Consider the following 17,491-nt stretch of genomic DNA (forward strand, 5'->3'; position numbering starts at 1 on the left):
CATGGATTTTCAAGTGCCAACAATTTTAATTGGACTCGGGGGAATTGGAAGTACAGTTACGCATGATATTTACCGAAAGCTCCCGAAAGAACGGCGTAAAAAAGTAGCGATGCACGTATTTGATACAGATATTAATACGTTAAGTCACTTTCAGCATATTCGTAAATTTGTGACACAAACGAGCTCTAGTAAAACACCGCGCGAATATATGGCGGAAGATCCAACGATTCCAGATTGGTTTCCGATTGACCCGACTGTACTAGATAAACCATTAACAGAAGGTGCTGGTCAACTTCGGGTTATTTCTCGCCTAGCACTTCGCGCAGCGATGAAGGAAGATAAATTAACAGCTTTTTGGCAAGAAATTGAGAAGATTTTTCCGGTAACAAGTGATACAACAGAATACGGTGTGCGCGTTATTATTGTTACGTCATTAGCAGGTGGCACAGGTTCCGGTATGTTTTTGCAAATCGCTCTATATTTACGAGAAATGCTTCGGAAAAAGTTGCAACATCACAACATTTTAATTCGCGGTGCTTTTTTACTTCCTGATGTTCTCGTCAAAACACGCACAATAAGCGGAAAAGAATTTGAAACGGTGCAGGCAAACGGATATGCATCATTAAAAGAATTACACGCAATTACTTTAGGATCTACAGGAGAATTATCACGTCGCGGGGGCGTTACAATTGAGTTAGAATATCGTCCGGATCAAGTAGATGAAGACGGACGCACAAATCACACCATTATGCAGCATCATTTACCATACAATTATTGCTTCTTATATGATTATGAAAATTTACATGGTCACCATTTGCATAGTTTGTCTGATTATATGGAACAAATGACAAATACAATTTATTTACAATTATTTAGTCCGATGTCAACGAGTCATTTTGCGCAAGAAGATAATCAAATTCAACAACTTGCTGATTCAAATGGTAAAGCTCGTTATTGCGGAGCAGGAGCTGCAAAACTTATTTATCCATACGAAAATGTTCTTCGTTACTGCGCTTTAAAATGGGCAGTGCAAGGGCTAGATGAATCGTGGCTTCATTTAGATCGACTTTTTCAAGATAAGAAAAGCCGGTATGAGCAAGATGTTCGCCGCGGTATGCAGCGTGAAAAACCCGAGCGAGGAAAAAGTTTCTTAGAAGATTTAGAACATTTGGCGACTCGTCCAGAACAGGCGCATGTGTTTTATAAGCAAATGTATTATGAAACGCGCGAAGGAGCAGAAGGCGGAAAAATTGGTATATCAAAATCAAAATTATTTTTAGAAGCGGTGGAAAATTATGTGCAGCGTACGGTACAAAAAGATGAAGAGCTAAATCGCTTGCAGCGAGAGTGTAAAATTTCAGCTGCAAAGCTGAAAATTGCTGAACAAATGAAAGGTGAAGTAGCACGGGTGGACCACGCTGTACGCTTATATGCGTATGCGATACCAAGCCGTGTACATGAGCATGTAACAACATTGATATATGATATGGTTGAAACTGATCGATTTACACCAAGTGGTTCAGAAGGCCAGTCATATCAGTTGAATACATGGTTTTTAAAGAAAACAGATCCTGTTCATCCTGTCGCTGCACGTTACATGTTATATGAAATTCGTAAATTGTTAACCGAAAAAATGAATCGTCTGCATGAAAATAATGAACAGAAACGAAGTCTTATCCAAAATTATGATAAAAAATTTAATGTGAGCAATATTGAAGGAACGGTAACAGCTGTTAGACGTGTTGAACTGACACAGCAACAAGGTTGGTTTGGAAAAATGTTTCACAACGAACAGCGTGTATTTCGAAAAGAATTTCAAGATATTGCAACTCAATATGTACACAAATTAAATGAATATCGAAAAGAAATGTTATTAGAGCTTGTTTATCAATCTTTATATCAGGCTGTAGATAAAATGATTCAATATTGGGAGCGTTTCTTTGATAATTTACAAGAAACTCGTGAAAATTTATTATTAGACATTCAAAAACGTAGTAAAGAATTTGAGGGAAAAACAAATCCAACAAATGTATACGTATTAGCAGATGAGCGAATGCAGGAAGAAATGTGGAACGATATTCATCACCATGTAAACAATGGTGTGCTGCCAAAAGAGATATCTGCTGAAATTTATATGAGTTTATATCGTGAATATTGCAGAGGAGCGCAGGCAGAGGAAGGACAATCACAAAAAGTAGAAGATTTTTATCGGAAACATATTTTAACGTATTGTGAGCAGGAATTGCAAGATCGCTACCGAGATAAATTAGAATTAAATATTATTGAAGCACTGCGAAAAGAAGCGGCTATTCAAAAGCGTGATATGACAGAGTATGTAAGTGAGAAAATTGAAGATTTGCTGCATCTTGCAAGTCCATTTATACCGAAAGTTGCGCATCATCGTGAATTGCAATATTGGGGTATTCATCCGCTTGTTCATCAAGAGTTAAATGAAGAGACGCTACAAGAGATGTTCCAGGAAAAAGAAACAGTTGATGAAGCTTTTTCACCGTATGAAATTGTATGTTACCGTGCGCATTACGGATTGTCGCTGCAAGATTTCCCAAAATTATCGTCTGGGCATATTGCAAACGGTTATGTGAACGAGAAGGGAGATTACTTTCAGTCTTATTATCGCCGCGTAAATAAATTAAACGTTCGTAAATCGAATTTAACACCGCATCTTGATAAGTATTGGCACTTACCTGCTTTTATGCCAGACTTAAATGTAACACAAACGAAGCTGGATTATGATAAGTGTAATCGTGCTTTATTGTATGCATATATATATCGTTGGATTAGTCTTGCTGCTGTGGATGGTCAGTTCGTTTACCAATATAACGGAGTGGGCCGAAGTTCTCTTATTCAATCGATGGGGAAAAATGTAACAAATGAAGGATATAAATTGCACCGTGCATTGCTTCATAATCCATTTATATATGAAAATATTATTTCTCGTTTTGAAGAAGAACAGGGAAAAGCATTGCAGCACGGAGGACATTTATATACACATTCATTTGTATTAGGTGCGCAAGATATAAGATGGCTTCGAAAAGAACATGTTCATAATATCTTAGATGTTATCTTGATGTACGATAAGGAAGCGAAATATGATCCGACGTTAGAAGAAACATCTGATGAACTGTTACGATTACTTGTTGATGAAATTGAACAATATTTTAAAGCTTATTACGGGACTGGAGCGGAAGTAGCAGCAAAAAAAGAAGCGACTTTATTTGTAAAGCAACTATGGAATCGCTCATATGCAAAAGAATTTGTAGATCCAAACAGTGCCCCGTATAAGAAATGGTTACATCTTCTTAACGTTCAAATAGAAGAGGAAGATACAAATGCGAATGTTTAAGAAAAGATAGGGAATCCTTAACTTTGGAATTTATTATTTGGAAAAGAGGGATTCTTATGCCATTTCTTGGAAGTGTGTATCAAGTGTTTGGTCTATATTCAGAAATTTATCATGCGATGATTTGTATGGAGGAGAAAGAGAGTCAATCAATTCATGAATGTATCAGTGGAGATGAAAGAGAAACTGGAGAAGAATAATAAAGAACATGCAGCAAACTGTTGCATGTTCTTTTCGTTTTCATATAGTTTTACAACATTCTTAGGTTTTGACCTCTGTTAACTTGTTTGAATGCAATTTACTGTAACATTACTATCATTTGGTACTTCGTACATTCAAATCCTTTTTCACTATTAAACCATTTTACTGTCTTGATTGTTTTCATATAAAAAACTTTTAAAATATTACTAAAGATGTGTTTCCTATTTATATGAACCGAGCAAATATAAGCATATATTTAAATCTGTTATCATTTTTACGTTAAAATGGAAGATAAGAACAGTAAATGTTCATTATCGTTTTTGAAACCTCAAAACAACGAAAGCCCTACCTCTCTTTCGTCCTTACGGCTCCGATGACCGTGCCAGTATGAATCGGGATATCCAAAAACAATGCTTGGATAAATGAACCTCATCGTATACTTAGAAGTATGAGAATAAAAAGTGGTGAGAATAATTCATTTAGAGGAAAAAGAATTTTTTCTTAGAGGGTAATGTTCCTATAATCAAATCGTATTTGTAATCATATCATATTGAGGTACATAAAGCAAAAAAAAACAAAATAGATGTAGGCTATTTTGTCGTTTTAGGTATCTTATATAATTTTAAATCAAGTTCAAAACGGTTTTAAAAGGATTTCTTTACCTAGCCGACTTTCGTATTTAACAAATCAATTGCCTGATTTTCAGTAATTCCTTTAATTAAACTTAATTCACTAATTAAAATTTTTTGTGCGTTGTCTAACATTTGTTTTTCACTTGTATTAAGCGCCCTTACTTTATTCCTACGTATTAAGTCGCGAACTACTTCAGCACCTTCTTGTATTTCACCCGTCTTCATTTTCTCCATGTTTTGGGTATATCTTTGCTTCCATGAAAGTGAATCATCTGATTCGCCGTACTGAAAAATAAGTAATACATTTTCTAATGTAAGCTTATCGGCAATTAATCGTATACGTAATTGTATCATTTTTTTCATCGGAATCATTACTTCCATATTACTAATTGGTATTTTTATTACATAATATTTTTGTTTTTCTCCTAGGATTTCTTTTTCTTCTATGGCTTCAATCACACCTGCTCCGTGCATTGGATAAACAATTTTATCGCCAATTTGAAACAAATAATCCACCTCCATATGGTAACCTTTCTAAGTTTATCATATATAAGATAATAAGTAAAATTATTTATAATATCACAAAATAATTATCATAGTCAATATTTTTTGTTTGATTAGATAAAATCATTGTTACATATTTATAAAACTAAAAAATAAAATGAGTGTATAATAAATTGAACCTCCTATCAGTGGAGGCTTACTGCCCGTTAGTACGGGATAAATAATTGATTGGAAAAATGTATGAAAGAGGTTTAATAATATGCTGAAATGGGGTTATTTTGTAATTATTAATGTTCTCGCTTTTATGATGATGGGACTAGATAAAAGAAAAGCAAAGAAGAAGCAGTGGCGTACGCCGGAGAGTACGTTGTTTTTAGTTGCAGCAGCAGGGGGAGGAATTGGAGCTTGGATTGGGATGTATATGTTTCATCATAAGACACATAAAAATAAGTTTGTGTTTGGTATTCCATTCCTTGCGGCTGCGGGAGCATATATCTTTTGGATATTATAGTAAGGTCCGTGTGAAAAAGTTATGTAGCGGAAAATTGTAAAAAGGTAGATGGACATTTTATAATGAAGAAAAAGAAAAGAGGAGAGTCAAATGGAAGCGCAAAAAAGGGGATCATATATGCGGCAAGTGCATATATGATGTGGGGAGTTCTGCCGCTTTATTGGAAACTGATAGATGAAGTTCCTGCAGAAGAAATTTTAGCTCATCGCATCGTTTGGGCATTCGCTTTTATGTTACTTGTTTTATTGATTTGCAGACGTTTTGGTCAATTTATGAATGAGCTTGTACAACTTTTTAAACGTCCTAAATTATTCATGTCATTAACTGCTGCTTCTATATTAATTAGCGGGAACTGGTTTGTGTACATATGGGCTGTTAATCATAATCATGTAATTGAAGCAAGTCTAGGTTATTATATTAATCCGCTTGTTAGTATTTTACTTGGCACGCTCGTTTTAAAAGAAAAACTCAATTTTTGGCAATATGTTGCCGTAGGGTTAGCGGCATTTGGGGTTGTAATTTTAACAGTTCACTTTGGATCCATTCCGTGGATTGCGATTTCGTTAGCATGTACATTTGGTTTATATGGTTTATCAAAGAAATTATTAGATTATGATTCAATGATTGGGCTTACGATGGAAACGATGCTTGTAATGCCGATTGCTCTTGTATATTTAGGAATGTTAGGTGTTCAAGGAATTGGTTCGTTTGGATCAGTTTCGATTACGTCGACGTTACTTTTAGCTGGTGCTGGTATTATTACTGCATTACCGCTTTTATATTTTGCAAAAGGTACAAAGCTTATTCCGTTATCAATGGTCGGATTTTTGCAATATATTGCACCGACAATCAGTCTTGTATTAGGAATTTTTGTCTTTCATGAACATTTTACAGGGACTCATATGATAGCATTTTTCTTTATTTGGATTGCGTTATTTACATTTTCGATAGCGAAAACGAAATTTATGTTAAATAAGCAGCCGAAATTTATAAAAAATAAATCTGCAAAAGTTTCGTAAAACGGCATAGTATTATGTATGCCGTTTTCTTTATAATGTAAGTAAGGATATTCCATTATAAGCGGTGAGGTGCAAATTATGGAAACAATTTTACATAACAATCCATTAATGTCTGCAGTGATTGCTTGGTTCTTAGCACAACTTACAAAAGTTATAATCACTTTAGTAAAAAAGAGAGAATTTGATTTTGCACAGTTTTTTGCTTCTGGTGGAATGCCGAGTTCTCATTCTTCTACTGTCACAGCATTAGCAATAGCAATTGGGATTGAAGAAGGAATTACGAGCTCCGTATTTGCAATTGCAACGATTTTTGCGATTATTGTCATGTATGACGCATCCGGAGTGAGGCTTGCTGTAAGTAAACAAGCAAAAATTTTAAATGACTTTTTTCATGGAAGACAAACGGATTATAAAAAATTGAATGAGCTTGTCGGTCATACGCCATATCAAGTCATTGTCGGGGCGATTTTAGGAATTGTTGTTGCGATTTGGTATTGTTCGTAAGCAAAGTGAGGAATCAACTTCACTTTGCTTTTTTGTTTTACACATATTTACGTATATTATTGAATATTGTATATGGATTCAATAAAGAGGGGGACATCTATGCTGCTGCATGACAAAGTAAAACAGGAAATGGAGAAACAAATTACAGCGTTACGTACGATGCAGCAAAGAGATGGAACATGGCGTTTTTGCTTTGAGGGATCCCCATTAACTGATTGTCATATGATTCTATTATTACGTACGTTACGAAGAGAAAAAGAAATAGAGCCATTTGTGACAAGACTAATTTCTTTACAAGCAAATGAAGGGACATGGAAATTGTATGAAGATGAGCTGAATGGAAATCTTTCAGCTACAATTCAAGTGTATACTGCATTGTTAGCTTCTAGGAAATTTAAGAAAGAAGACCATATGATGCGCCGTGCAGAACAATTTATTCTTGAACAAGGTGGCATTACAAACGCTCACTTTATGACGAAGTTTATGTTAGCCTTACATGGGCAATACGATTACCCTGCATTGTTTTATTTTCCCATGTCTTTTTTCTTTCTACCAGATCATTCCTCGTTTAGTATGTATGAATTGAGTAATACTGCACGTATTCATTTCGTTCCTACGCTCATTTGTATGAATAAGAAATTTGTAATAGAAGAAAATATTATTCCTAATCTTAGTTACATAGTGGGTGCGAATAAATCAAATTGGTTTCATAATAAACGCTCTTCTGTTTTGCAAACAATTTTATCAGAAGGGAAAAAGCTAATTTCTTATCCATATTCTCTTCATCAAAAAGGATATAAAGCAGCGGAACGTTTTATGCTAGAACGTATAGAAGGAAATGGAACACTTTACACTTATGCGAGCGCTACCTTTTATATGATTTACGCTCTCCTTGCTCTCGGTCATTCTATACATTCTCCTATTATTGAGAAAGCTGTATCAGGGATACAGTCGTACATATGGAATACAAAAAATGGTGCCCATTTGCAAAACACACCTTCAACAGTGTGGGATACTGCTCTTTTAAGTTATGCTTTGCAAGAAGCAAATGTTTCAGAAGATGATGCGATGATTGAACGAGCAAATCGCTATTTATTAAAGAAACAGCATACTTCTTATGGGGATTGGCATGTTCATGCACCTTCTTTACCTCCTGGCGGATGGGGATTTACCGATTCGAATACCATTGTGCCAGATTGTGATGATACAACAGCGGTGCTACGTTCACTTACTTACATTGCGAAGAAAGATAAGAAAGTAAAACAAGCTTGGAATAAAGGGATACAGTGGATTCTTGGAATGCAGAATAAAGATGGAGGCTGGGGAGCGTTTGAGAAGGATGTTGATAAGCATATGTTTGCGTATGTTCCTCTCGATAGTGCAGAAGATATGATTCTTGATCCGTCTACAGCAGATTTAACAGGGAGAGTGCTTGAGTTTTTTGGAACTTATGCGCCAAATAAAATAAGTGCAAATGATTTACACCGGGCAATGCAATGGCTCCTCCATACTCAAGAACAAAATGGTTCTTGGTATGGAAAATGGGGAGTTTGTTATATATATGGTACATGGGCTGCTGTAACAGGTCTGCGAGCAAATGGTCTGTCAGGGAATCACCCGGCACTGGAAAAAGCAGCACGGTGGTTAGAAATGATTCAACATCATGATGGAGGCTGGGGAGAATCGTGTAGAAGTAGTAAAGAAAAGCGGTTTATTTCAATACCTTTTAGTACACCTTCTCAAACGGCATGGGCTTTAGATGCCCTAATCGCTGTACATGATACGGAAACAGCATGTATTCAAAAGGGAATCAATTATTTGTTAGAGCATTCTTTAGAACATATTGAATATCCGACTGGAGCAGGATTGCCTGGGGAATTTTATATTCGTTATCATAGCTATCATCGCTTATTTCCCTTACTTACCTTTGCGCATTATGTGAAAAAATACAAAAAATAAACCGAGAATATGTCCTCGGTTTATTTTTTGTTTGGTTGGTGTTTTTGACGTGCATCTGCAGCATCTGCACGAGCTTGAGCTTCTAAGTCATCTTGGTCAGCGAGTTCTTGAGAAAACTCAACATCAATGCCATCAGACACTTTGTTTTGCTGTGAATTCTTATTTTTCATCTCACACAATCTCCTTGTGTTTTGCTAAGTTTCAATTATAGTGTGACACAAATAGACTTTTTTATGCAAAAAAGGAGAATGAAATACATAAGACGAAATATATAGAAAATACATAGAAAAAGCGAGGGAGAAGGATGAATTTTTTAGAGGGGAAAACAGCTGTTGTTACAGGTGCAGCACAAGGGATTGGAAAAGAAATTGCACGTGTATTTGGCACTTTAGGAGCGAAAGTATTACTAAGTGATATTAATCAAGAAGCTTTAAACAGTACGACAACACAGTTATTGCAAGAAGGATATGATGTAAGGGCGTATGTTTGTGATGTAAGCAGTCATACAGATGCAAAATCGCTAATTGAGTATGCAATTCAAACATATGGTGCATTGCATATTTTAGTAAATAATGCTGGGATTACACGAGATGCAATGTTGCATAAAATGGAAAAAACAGCATGGGAGCAAGTATTGCAAGTAAATGTAACGGGTGTATTTAACTGTATGCAGCCAGCGCTTTTGCATATGCGTAAACAACAATATGGACGCATTATTAATATTTCTTCCATTAGCTGGCAAGGAAATATCGGTCAAGCAAACTATGCAGCTGCGAAAGCGGGTGTAATTGGGCTTACAAAAACAGCATCAAAAGAAGCAGCTGGATTTGGTATTACATGTAATGCAATTTGTCCTGGATTTATGGATACCGATATGACGCAAGCCATACCGGATAAAGTAAAGGAAAAGATGATCGCAGCCATTCCAGCTGGGCGAATTGGAGCGCCGCAAGATATTGCACATGCAGCTGCCTTTCTAGCATCAGATTTTGCTTCTTACATTACTGGGGAAGTGCTAAATGTAAGTGGGGGGTTACAAGTATAAAGTGAAACTTCCATCAGTGGGGGATAACTGCCCATTAATGCGGGATAAAAAGGAGTAAGGCTGCCAGTTTGTTAGAACAGGGAAAAGGTCTTGCCGATTGGCAAGACCTTTTTTTAGTTTAAGTTAATCCAAACGCTTTTTACTTCTGTATAGTTATTTAACGCGTAAGAGCCCATTTCACGTCCAAGACCTGACTGTTTATAACCTCCAAATGGAGATGCTGCATCAAAGACGTTATAACAGTTTACCCATACTGTTCCAGCTCGTAATTTACTTGCAACATAATGCGCATTCTTCAAGTTTTCTGTCCACAAACCGGCAGCTAATCCATATGCTGATTTGTTAGCGCGTTCAATAACCTCATCAATGTCATCAAATGGCATTGCAGCAACGACAGGACCAAAAATTTCTTCTTTCGCAATCGTCATTTCATCTTGTACAGCTGCGAAAATTGTTGGAGCAACATAATAACCGTGTTCGTAAGGTTTATTTCCGCCAACTAATATTTCTGCTCCTTCATTTTTTCCTTTTTCAATATAGCCCATCACTCGATTTTGTTGTTCTTCTGATACGAGGGGACCAATGTTTGTTTGTGGATCTAATCCAGATCCTTGCGTTAAGCTCTTTGAATATAAGGCAAGATCTGCAACAACATTATCATACATTTTCTTTGGAATGAACAAGCGAGATCCAGCACAACATACTTGTCCTTGGTTAAACATAACACCAGAAAGTGCTGCTGGAATTGCACGAGATAAATCGGCATCAGGTAGAATAATATTTGGTGATTTACCACCAAGCTCTAATGTTACGCGTTTTAATGATTGGGATGCTTCTTTCATAATGTGTTTCCCAACTTCAGTTGAGCCTGTGAAAGCAATTTTATCAACGAGAGGATGACTGACAAGAGCTTGACCAGCCGTTTCACCGTATCCAGGTATAATGTTAATAACACCTTTTGGGAAGCCAGCTTCTTCTATCAGTTCAGCTAAATATAGTGCGGAAAGAGGAGTTTGTTCTGCTGGTTTTAGTACGACGGTACATCCAGTTGCTAGTGCTGCTCCCAGCTTCCACATCGCCATTAAAAGCGGGAAGTTCCATGGGATAATTTGACCAACAACACCAACGGGTTCATGGCGTGTATAATTAAAATAATCTCCTGAAACAGGAATTGTTTGACCAACTAATTTTGTTGCCCATCCAGCATAATAACGCATATGTTCAATTGCAAGAGGAATATCTGCAGTTGTTGTTTCTTGAATTGGTTTTCCGTTGTCTAATGTTTCAAGCTGTGCAAGCTCATCTTTATGTTTTTCCATTAAATCAGCAAGCTTGTACATGAAACGGCTACGTTCAGCACCGCTCATGCGTGACCATGGTCCTTCATCAAACGCTTGACGTGCTGCTACGACAGCTTTATGAATATCTTCACGTCCGCCTTCATATACAACAGCTAACGTATCACCAGTTGCTGGGTTTGGTGTTTTAAATGTTTTTCCGGAAGCGCTTTCAATAAAGGCCCCATTTACATATAGTTTCTTTGTTCCTTGTAAAAATTTCTCTACTTTTTCATGGAGATTCACAGCTAGTTGACTCATTATATAACCCCCTTAAAAATATATAATGTAAACGCAGTAAAATACTGCATTTATTCCAAATAAAAGAGGAGTTGCCGGATAAAGCGAAGCTTCTATCAGTAGAGGTTTTTCTTTATTTCCCACTGATGGAAAGCTCTCACCAATCGGGCACATGCCAGTAGCTATCTCCCATCTATCTTTTTTGTTCTCTCAAAATCTTGAGATGGGAGTTTTACTGCCCGTTAGTGCGGGATAAACTAGGTGAAGGACATCCAATTTCAATCGTAACTTAAAAAATCAGAAATTTCAATCTTATTTATGTTACAATTGTTAAAAATATGTAATTTTGTGATGTAAGTCTAATATTATGCACAAGAGATATTCATTTTGCTTTTTTTATAGGAAAAACGATACAAACAATGGTACAATAATACATCGTGAAAGGAGGGGGAAGAAATGAATCAACATCATGATGATCCGCGTTTTCGCATCGCACATCGTGAAGCGTGGATCGGAATTGGACTTGCTGTTATCAACTTTCTATTATGGTACGGTTTCGCATATGGATTAGGTAGTGGCAATCCAAAAGAATATACATATGTACTAGGGTTTCCAGCCTGGTTCTTTTATAGTTGTATAGTAGGGTTTATTGTAATGGTTTTACTTATTGTATTTGTTGTCCGTTTTGTATTTCAAGATGTTTCGTTTGATGAGGAAGAAAAGAGTGAGGAATGAAAATGAACTGGTATGTAATTATTCCAATGATTTTATGTTTTATTGTTGTGTTTTTAATTGGTATATATGCGTCGAGACGTGTTCAAACGACCGCGCATAACAAATTTTTGCAAGAATATTTTCTGGGCGGACGCGAACTTGGTGGATTGTTATTAGCGATGACGATGATTGCGACGTATGGTAGCGCAAGTAGCTTTATCGGTGGGCCTGGAATTGCATACAACATGGGGCTTGGCTGGGTATTGTTGTCGGCTATTCAAGTTGTAACGGGTTACATTGTACTAACTGTACTTGGAAAGAAATTTGCGATTACTGCAAGAAAAATGGAAGCTATTACGTTAATTGATTACTTGAAAGGAAGATATAACAATAAAGCTGTTGTTATTTTATCGGCATTATGTATTATTATTTTCTTGTTTTCGGCAACTGTTGCGCAGTGGGTTGGCGGTGGAAGATTAATTGAATCGTTAACAGGTCTTTCTTATACAACGTCTTTATTTCTTTTTACGTTTTTTGTACTTGTTTATGTTTTGATTGGCGGATTTCGTGCTGTTGCGCTTTCAGATACAATACTGGGTCTTATTATGCTGCTCGGCACGACAATTATTTTAATTGGTACGATTATTGCAGGTGGTGGTATTTCAAATATTATACAAGAACTTGTACAGATCAATCCGAATTTAATTACGCCATTTGGAGCAGATGGGAGTTTGACAAAGGTATATGTGTCTTCATATTGGATCTTGATTGGCGTTGGAGTGGTAGGTTTACCGCAAATTAGTGTACGTGCCATGTCTTATAAAAATTCAAAAGCGATGCATCAAGCTTTAATTATCGGTACTGTTGTCGTCGGTACAATTATGATTGGTATGCATTTAACCGGTGTATTTGCCCGTGTTGTTTTACCGGGAGTGAGTGTGCCTGATAAAGTAATGCCATTGCTTGCGATGAAAGTATTGCCTCCTTGGCTTGCTGGTGTTTTCTTAGCAGCACCAATGGCAGCTATTATGTCGACAGTTAACGCATTGTTATTGCTTGTGAGTTCTTCCATCATTAAAGATATTTATGTAAATTACATAAACGAAAATGCTGCTGCTCAAACAATAAAAAGAGGAACGCTATGGATTACAGCGATTGTTGGATTACTTGTTTATGCTGCAGCGATTAAACCGCCTGATTTTTTAATTTGGTTAAATTTATTTTCCTTTGGTGGTTTAGAGGCGGCGTTCATTTGGCCGCTTGTGCTCGGGTTGTATTGGAGAAGGGGGAATGCTGCCGGGGCACTTGCTTCTATTGTTGTTGGAGTTGGCTCTTATATGGGATTTCATTTGTTTCTTCCAAATCCTTTTGGTGTTCATACAGTTGTATTTCCAGTATGTTTAGCACTTATTGCCTATATTATAGGAAGCACGTTGTTTTCACGTAAGCTGCAACAAATTTAAAATCTTTACATAAAAAGAGCAAGAGTTGTGTCTTATCAAGACCTAAATAAATAAAAAAACAATAAATAAAGGACAATACATATTTTATATAACTAATATGTATTGTCCTTTTTATTAAATTAAAGCATCCGTTAGTTTCTGTAGTCCTTAAAGAGATGATGTTAGCAAATGGGAAACGTTAGCCTACTGTCTTTAAAGCATACCATGATCATAAAGTAGAAGAAGGAATGATAAAGAAACAGGAAATTGGTCATCTTTGTGTTAGAATTGCAAATTTATTTTATACAATTTTTAAAAGTGGTCAGAAATACGATCCTCAATTACATGCTGCTGCTTGTGGAATAGAGTGGGGTGAAGTATATAAATTAGAAGAAAAACAAGAGCCTGTGTTATTGAACTAACGGAGCAGGTTAGTGGGAGATGAAAATCCACCTATCTTTTAAACCGATGTACATCAATTCTGGGAATTGAAATGGCAAAAGAACCATATAAAGTTATGAAAGGAGGAGAGTCATAAAATGCAGATAATGAATAAAAATTTTCGTGCGAGTATGGTTTATATTATGACCAATAATGAAGTAATGAATCAAATCATTGCCTTTTACAGGGACATGAATGGTATGCTCACCTTTGTGGGTTCCTACCCAACTTATGGCAGAGGTACTGGTACAAAGGAAGTCTCCACTGCAACAGCAAACGATGGCGTCGATCCCCTTGCGTCACAAGGTTCCCTGACTCTGTCCCGTGATGGACGTTTCCTACTTGCAGTTAACGCAGGCGGCAATAGTATTAGTAGTTTCATCATCACCGACAGCGGAGCACCCGTTCTCGTGGATGTGAAGCCATCAGGAGGTGCTCAGCCCAATAGCGTAGCTGTATTTGGTAATCTTCTCTATGTTTCCAATGTAGGTAATGCCGCTAACAATTTTGCATCCAATATCACTGGTTTTCGTATAGATGATAACGGACGCCTTACTCCTATTCCCGGATCAAGCCATTCTCTTAGTACTTTCAATGCTCAGCCGGCGCAGGTTCTCTTCACTCCAGATGGCAGTAAAATTCTTGTCTCCGAGCTTACATCAAACCATCTTAGCATATTCCATGTAAATAAAAATGGTACGATTACAGGACCAATCGTTAATGATTCTTATGGTCAAGGACCATTGGGCGCCTATTTTCTATCGTCTGGAATCCTCTTAGTTACAGAAGCAGTTTCAAATGCGCTGTCCTCTTATTCATTGACTAACGATGGTATTCTTCATGTGATTAGCGGCTCTGTACCAAACGGATATAAGACCGCTTGTTGGGTTGTAACAACGAGGGATGAACGTTTTGCATACACTACCAACACCTTAAGCGGCACCATTTCCACCTACCGAATCGATCCCAATGGAACACTGGCGGTGGTAAGGCATATTACCAGTACACCAGCAGGTACAGCTACAGGTCTGCCGATAGATGCTGGAGTGAGTAAAGATGGCCGCTATTTTTACACACTGAACGGGAATCAGGGTACAGTCTCAGTATTTCATATCCAAGATGATGGTAGTCTTGTTAGATTGCAGGTTGCTGCTTGGACTAACTTTCCTTATTTCGGATCGCAAGGTTTAGCTGTTCTTTGATTCTATTGGATTCACTATATTTGGTGGAATAGAAAATAAAGGATGATTTTTTGGCCGGTAGTTATCAAATAGACGAAGGAGGCAGAAAATAAGACGATATGGAAGAGAGAGACCTAAATCATCAAGTTACTGGTGTATTTTTCACAATTAAAACTCAAAAAAATAAAAAATTAGTGCATAGTTGTAAATCAAAGCTATCAATTGACAGCTTTTTTTGTGCTAATGGGGCAGGTTGGAAAGTAACAAACAAGAATACTATGATTAGGTATTATCCTTTTTTCATTTGGGTACTAATGTAAGAAAGTAAGTTACTTTTACAGCTTTTATATAAAAACAAGAATGTAAATAATTGTACTTAATCAAACGGGGGCTTTTCTTGAATAAGCAACAATAGGTTATTCATTTCCTAAATCCATTAAAATTCCAAAAAACCTGCTTTTTGATCGAAATCAGGGATTATTGGCATTTTAATGATTATAGTTTATTTTGCAAACACTACACTACATTGAATAATAAACTCAGAAATTAACCTTTGATTTCAGCTACAGTAACTCCTTCAATATTTACATCAAAAGTTATAGTAACAGGACCTTCTGGTGGATTATGTGGACCTGTATAAGTGTCGTATTTAACTTTCACTATAAAATCAAATTGAGAAAATCCACCTTTTCTTCGTGTAACCTCTAATATTTCTGCATTCCATAATCCATAACTACGATTTGGGAATTTTTTATTAATCGCTTCTCTGGCATAAGGGTCTAACAATACTAAAAAAGCATCATAAAAATCAGTATGTTTTTCTTCGACACTGATTTTCTCGGTTTCAGTGCTTCCTTGATTCGGTAAGATTAATCCTAAAACTGACAATGTTATCATAAAGGCGATGAAACTGTATTTCATACTATTAGGCTACCTCCTTATTTCATCAGGTAGCCTTTCCACTTGATAAAATAATATGTGTTAGTTGAAGAAATAACACTAAAATAAGATTTGGCACTTTATATTATATGTGCCTATAAACGTCTGCGTAATCCACCTTTAATTGCTCTCGCAACTGCTTGTTTTCGCCTTCTAACATCTTAATGCGACGTTGTAAAGAAGCAATGATGGCAACTTTGTTGTTATCGTCCATTTCACGTTCTTTTTCATGAAATAGTTTTTGGAAAAAATAATCGTCTAGCACAATATGTCCAACGTTGTTATAACCTGCTACTAAAATAAATTTTGTTAAAAAAATCATATTTTGTTTATGCCCTTTTTTGTATGGGATAAAAAATCGTTTATATTTTACTTCTGTGCACTTTTTTTCAGTCATATAGTAATAGCAGTTGATAGGATGGAGTTGAATGCTTTGAAAAAAGTACTGTTTCTTGGAGATCCTGGTATTGATGATTCGTTAGCAATCATGTATGGGTTATTACACCCTGATATTGATATTGTTGGTGTTGTAACAGGATATGGCAACGTTACTCAAGAGCAGGCGACAAATAATGCTGCTTATTTATTGCAAATAGCTGGAAGAGAAGATATTCCAATTATTAATGGGGCAAAAATTCCTTTTTCAGGAGGATTTATAACATATTATCCAGAAATACATGGACCAGAAGGCTTAGGTCCTATTCGTCCACCTGAAACGATTAAAGCGAATGTGAAACCGTTTTGTGAGATATTTGAGATTATTAAAAGATATAAAGGAGAGCTTATTATTGTTGATGCGGGCCGTTCAACAAGCTTAGCAACGGCTTTTATTTTAGAGAAAGAATTGATGAAAAGCGTAAAAGAGTATTACATAATGGGTGGGGCATTTCTTGTTCCAGGAAATGTTACCCCTGTTGCAGAAGCAAATTTTCACGGAGATGCGATTGCTTCAAATTTAGTAATGCAATATGCTGAGAACGTTTCGTTAATTCCGCTGAACGTAACAAATGAAGCAGTCATTACTCCTGATACTGTTACATATATTACAAAGAATACAAAAACAAATTTTAATACATTAATCGAACCAATTTTTAATTATTACTATAAAGCCTATAAAAAATTAAATCCGAACATAGCTGGAAGTCCGATTCATGATGTTGTAACAATGATGGCTGTTGTTAATCCTTCCTTGATAGAATATGTATATCGTCGTGTTCAAGTTGATGTTGATGGTCTTGCAAAAGGTGAAAGTATTGCCGACTTTAGACCACAGCCAAGGGCAGAAGCGATGAAAAAATGGGTGAGGATTGGCTGGAAGTTACATTATAAAAAATTTCTTGAAGATTTTATTCGGGTTATGACGTAGACAGTATGCAAGTTTACAAGTTACAATAGAGGCGATCTTTTCATAGATCGCCTCTATTGTTTTGCGAATGAATTATATATAATAGATTACAAGAC

17 protein-coding genes are annotated in these 17,491 nt (G+C 36.3%); 12 read left to right on the top strand and 5 right to left on the bottom strand.

All coding sequences use genetic code 11. The features are described from left to right. Window position 1: 1 nt before the first annotated feature. Both ACEWFJ_RS11060 and ACEWFJ_RS11065 read left to right on the top strand, forming a co-directional pair. Window positions 2-3,364, top strand: a complete 3,363-nt coding sequence (locus ACEWFJ_RS11060; RefSeq protein ID WP_473692154.1) for a tubulin-like doman-containing protein — start codon at window positions 2-4, stop codon at window positions 3,362-3,364. 56 nt (window positions 3,365-3,420) lie between these two features. Continuing rightward, the gene (locus ACEWFJ_RS11065; RefSeq protein ID WP_473692156.1) at window positions 3,421-3,561 is read left to right on the top strand and encodes a phosphonate ABC transporter permease; all 141 of its coding nucleotides are present in this window, start codon (window positions 3,421-3,423) and stop codon (window positions 3,559-3,561) included. Window positions 3,562-4,224: 663 nt separating this feature from the next. On the opposite strand, the gene ACEWFJ_RS11070 is transcribed toward ACEWFJ_RS11065, so the two are convergent. Further along, on the bottom strand, window positions 4,225-4,716 hold the full coding sequence (locus ACEWFJ_RS11070; protein WP_473692158.1) for a CarD family transcriptional regulator: 492 nt from the start codon (window positions 4,714-4,716) through the stop codon (window positions 4,225-4,227). 244 nt (window positions 4,717-4,960) lie between these two features. Between ACEWFJ_RS11070 and ACEWFJ_RS11075 the strand changes: the two genes are divergently transcribed. From ACEWFJ_RS11075 to shc, 4 genes are all read left to right on the top strand, one after another. Beyond that, a complete protein-coding gene (locus ACEWFJ_RS11075; protein WP_098309931.1) occupies window positions 4,961-5,209 on the top strand; it encodes a DUF1294 domain-containing protein in 249 nt (82 codons plus the stop codon). A gap of 62 nt (window positions 5,210-5,271) precedes the next feature. Further along, window positions 5,272-6,228, top strand: coding sequence for an EamA family transporter RarD (rarD, locus tag ACEWFJ_RS11080; RefSeq protein ID WP_473692160.1), 957 nt, complete (start codon window positions 5,272-5,274; stop codon window positions 6,226-6,228). A 78-nt stretch (window positions 6,229-6,306) separates the two neighbouring features. Beyond that, window positions 6,307-6,732: a divergent PAP2 family protein gene (locus tag ACEWFJ_RS11085; protein WP_473692162.1), complete on the top strand. Its 426-nt coding sequence runs from the start codon at window positions 6,307-6,309 to the stop codon at window positions 6,730-6,732. A gap of 99 nt (window positions 6,733-6,831) precedes the next feature. Then, window positions 6,832-8,691: a squalene--hopene cyclase gene (shc, locus tag ACEWFJ_RS11090; RefSeq protein WP_473692164.1), complete on the top strand. Its 1,860-nt coding sequence runs from the start codon at window positions 6,832-6,834 to the stop codon at window positions 8,689-8,691. 20 nt (window positions 8,692-8,711) lie between these two features. Here shc and ACEWFJ_RS11095 read toward each other — a convergent pair whose 3' ends face one another. After that, the gene (locus tag ACEWFJ_RS11095) at window positions 8,712-8,861 is read right to left on the bottom strand and encodes a YfhD family protein (protein ID WP_429758633.1); all 150 of its coding nucleotides are present in this window, start codon (window positions 8,859-8,861) and stop codon (window positions 8,712-8,714) included. A 134-nt stretch (window positions 8,862-8,995) separates the two neighbouring features. Between ACEWFJ_RS11095 and fabG the strand changes: the two genes are divergently transcribed. Next, a complete protein-coding gene (gene fabG, locus ACEWFJ_RS11100; RefSeq protein ID WP_473692166.1) occupies window positions 8,996-9,736 on the top strand; it encodes a 3-oxoacyl-ACP reductase FabG in 741 nt (246 codons plus the stop codon). Between the two features lie 113 nt (window positions 9,737-9,849). On the opposite strand, the gene ACEWFJ_RS11105 is transcribed toward fabG, so the two are convergent. Beyond that, a complete protein-coding gene (locus tag ACEWFJ_RS11105) occupies window positions 9,850-11,334 on the bottom strand; it encodes an aldehyde dehydrogenase family protein (RefSeq protein WP_098309884.1) in 1,485 nt (494 codons plus the stop codon). 435 nt (window positions 11,335-11,769) lie between these two features. On the opposite strand from ACEWFJ_RS11105, the gene ACEWFJ_RS11110 reads away from it, so the two are divergent. The 4 genes from ACEWFJ_RS11110 (at window position 11,770) to ACEWFJ_RS11125 (ending at window position 15,112) form a co-directional block, all read left to right on the top strand. Further along, a complete protein-coding gene (locus tag ACEWFJ_RS11110) occupies window positions 11,770-12,048 on the top strand; it encodes a YhdT family protein (RefSeq protein WP_098309883.1) in 279 nt (92 codons plus the stop codon). 2 nt (window positions 12,049-12,050) lie between these two features. Then, window positions 12,051-13,490 carry a sodium/pantothenate symporter gene (gene panF / locus ACEWFJ_RS11115; protein ID WP_473692168.1) on the top strand — a complete coding sequence of 480 codons (1,440 nt, stop codon included), beginning with the start codon at window positions 12,051-12,053 and terminating at the stop codon, window positions 13,488-13,490. A 227-nt stretch (window positions 13,491-13,717) separates the two neighbouring features. Beyond that, window positions 13,718-13,891 (top strand): hypothetical protein, encoded by a 174-nt coding sequence (locus ACEWFJ_RS11120; RefSeq protein WP_473692170.1) that lies wholly within the window; start codon window positions 13,718-13,720, stop codon window positions 13,889-13,891. A 117-nt stretch (window positions 13,892-14,008) separates the two neighbouring features. Then, on the top strand, window positions 14,009-15,112 hold the full coding sequence (locus tag ACEWFJ_RS11125) for a lactonase family protein (RefSeq protein ID WP_473692172.1): 1,104 nt from the start codon (window positions 14,009-14,011) through the stop codon (window positions 15,110-15,112). Between the two features lie 525 nt (window positions 15,113-15,637). On the opposite strand, the gene ACEWFJ_RS11130 is transcribed toward ACEWFJ_RS11125, so the two are convergent. Then, window positions 15,638-16,012 (bottom strand): DUF3888 domain-containing protein, encoded by a 375-nt coding sequence (locus ACEWFJ_RS11130; RefSeq protein ID WP_473692174.1) that lies wholly within the window; start codon window positions 16,010-16,012, stop codon window positions 15,638-15,640. A 103-nt stretch (window positions 16,013-16,115) separates the two neighbouring features. Next, entirely contained in the window at window positions 16,116-16,427 is a 312-nt protein-coding gene (locus ACEWFJ_RS11135; protein ID WP_473692176.1) for a hypothetical protein, read from the bottom strand. Between the two features lie 21 nt (window positions 16,428-16,448). On the opposite strand from ACEWFJ_RS11135, the gene ACEWFJ_RS11140 reads away from it, so the two are divergent. Next, entirely contained in the window at window positions 16,449-17,396 is a 948-nt protein-coding gene (locus tag ACEWFJ_RS11140) for a nucleoside hydrolase (RefSeq protein ID WP_473692178.1), read from the top strand. Window positions 17,397-17,491: the final 95 nt, after the last annotated feature.

The organism is Bacillus sp. EA-CB0995 (assembly GCF_055814245.1).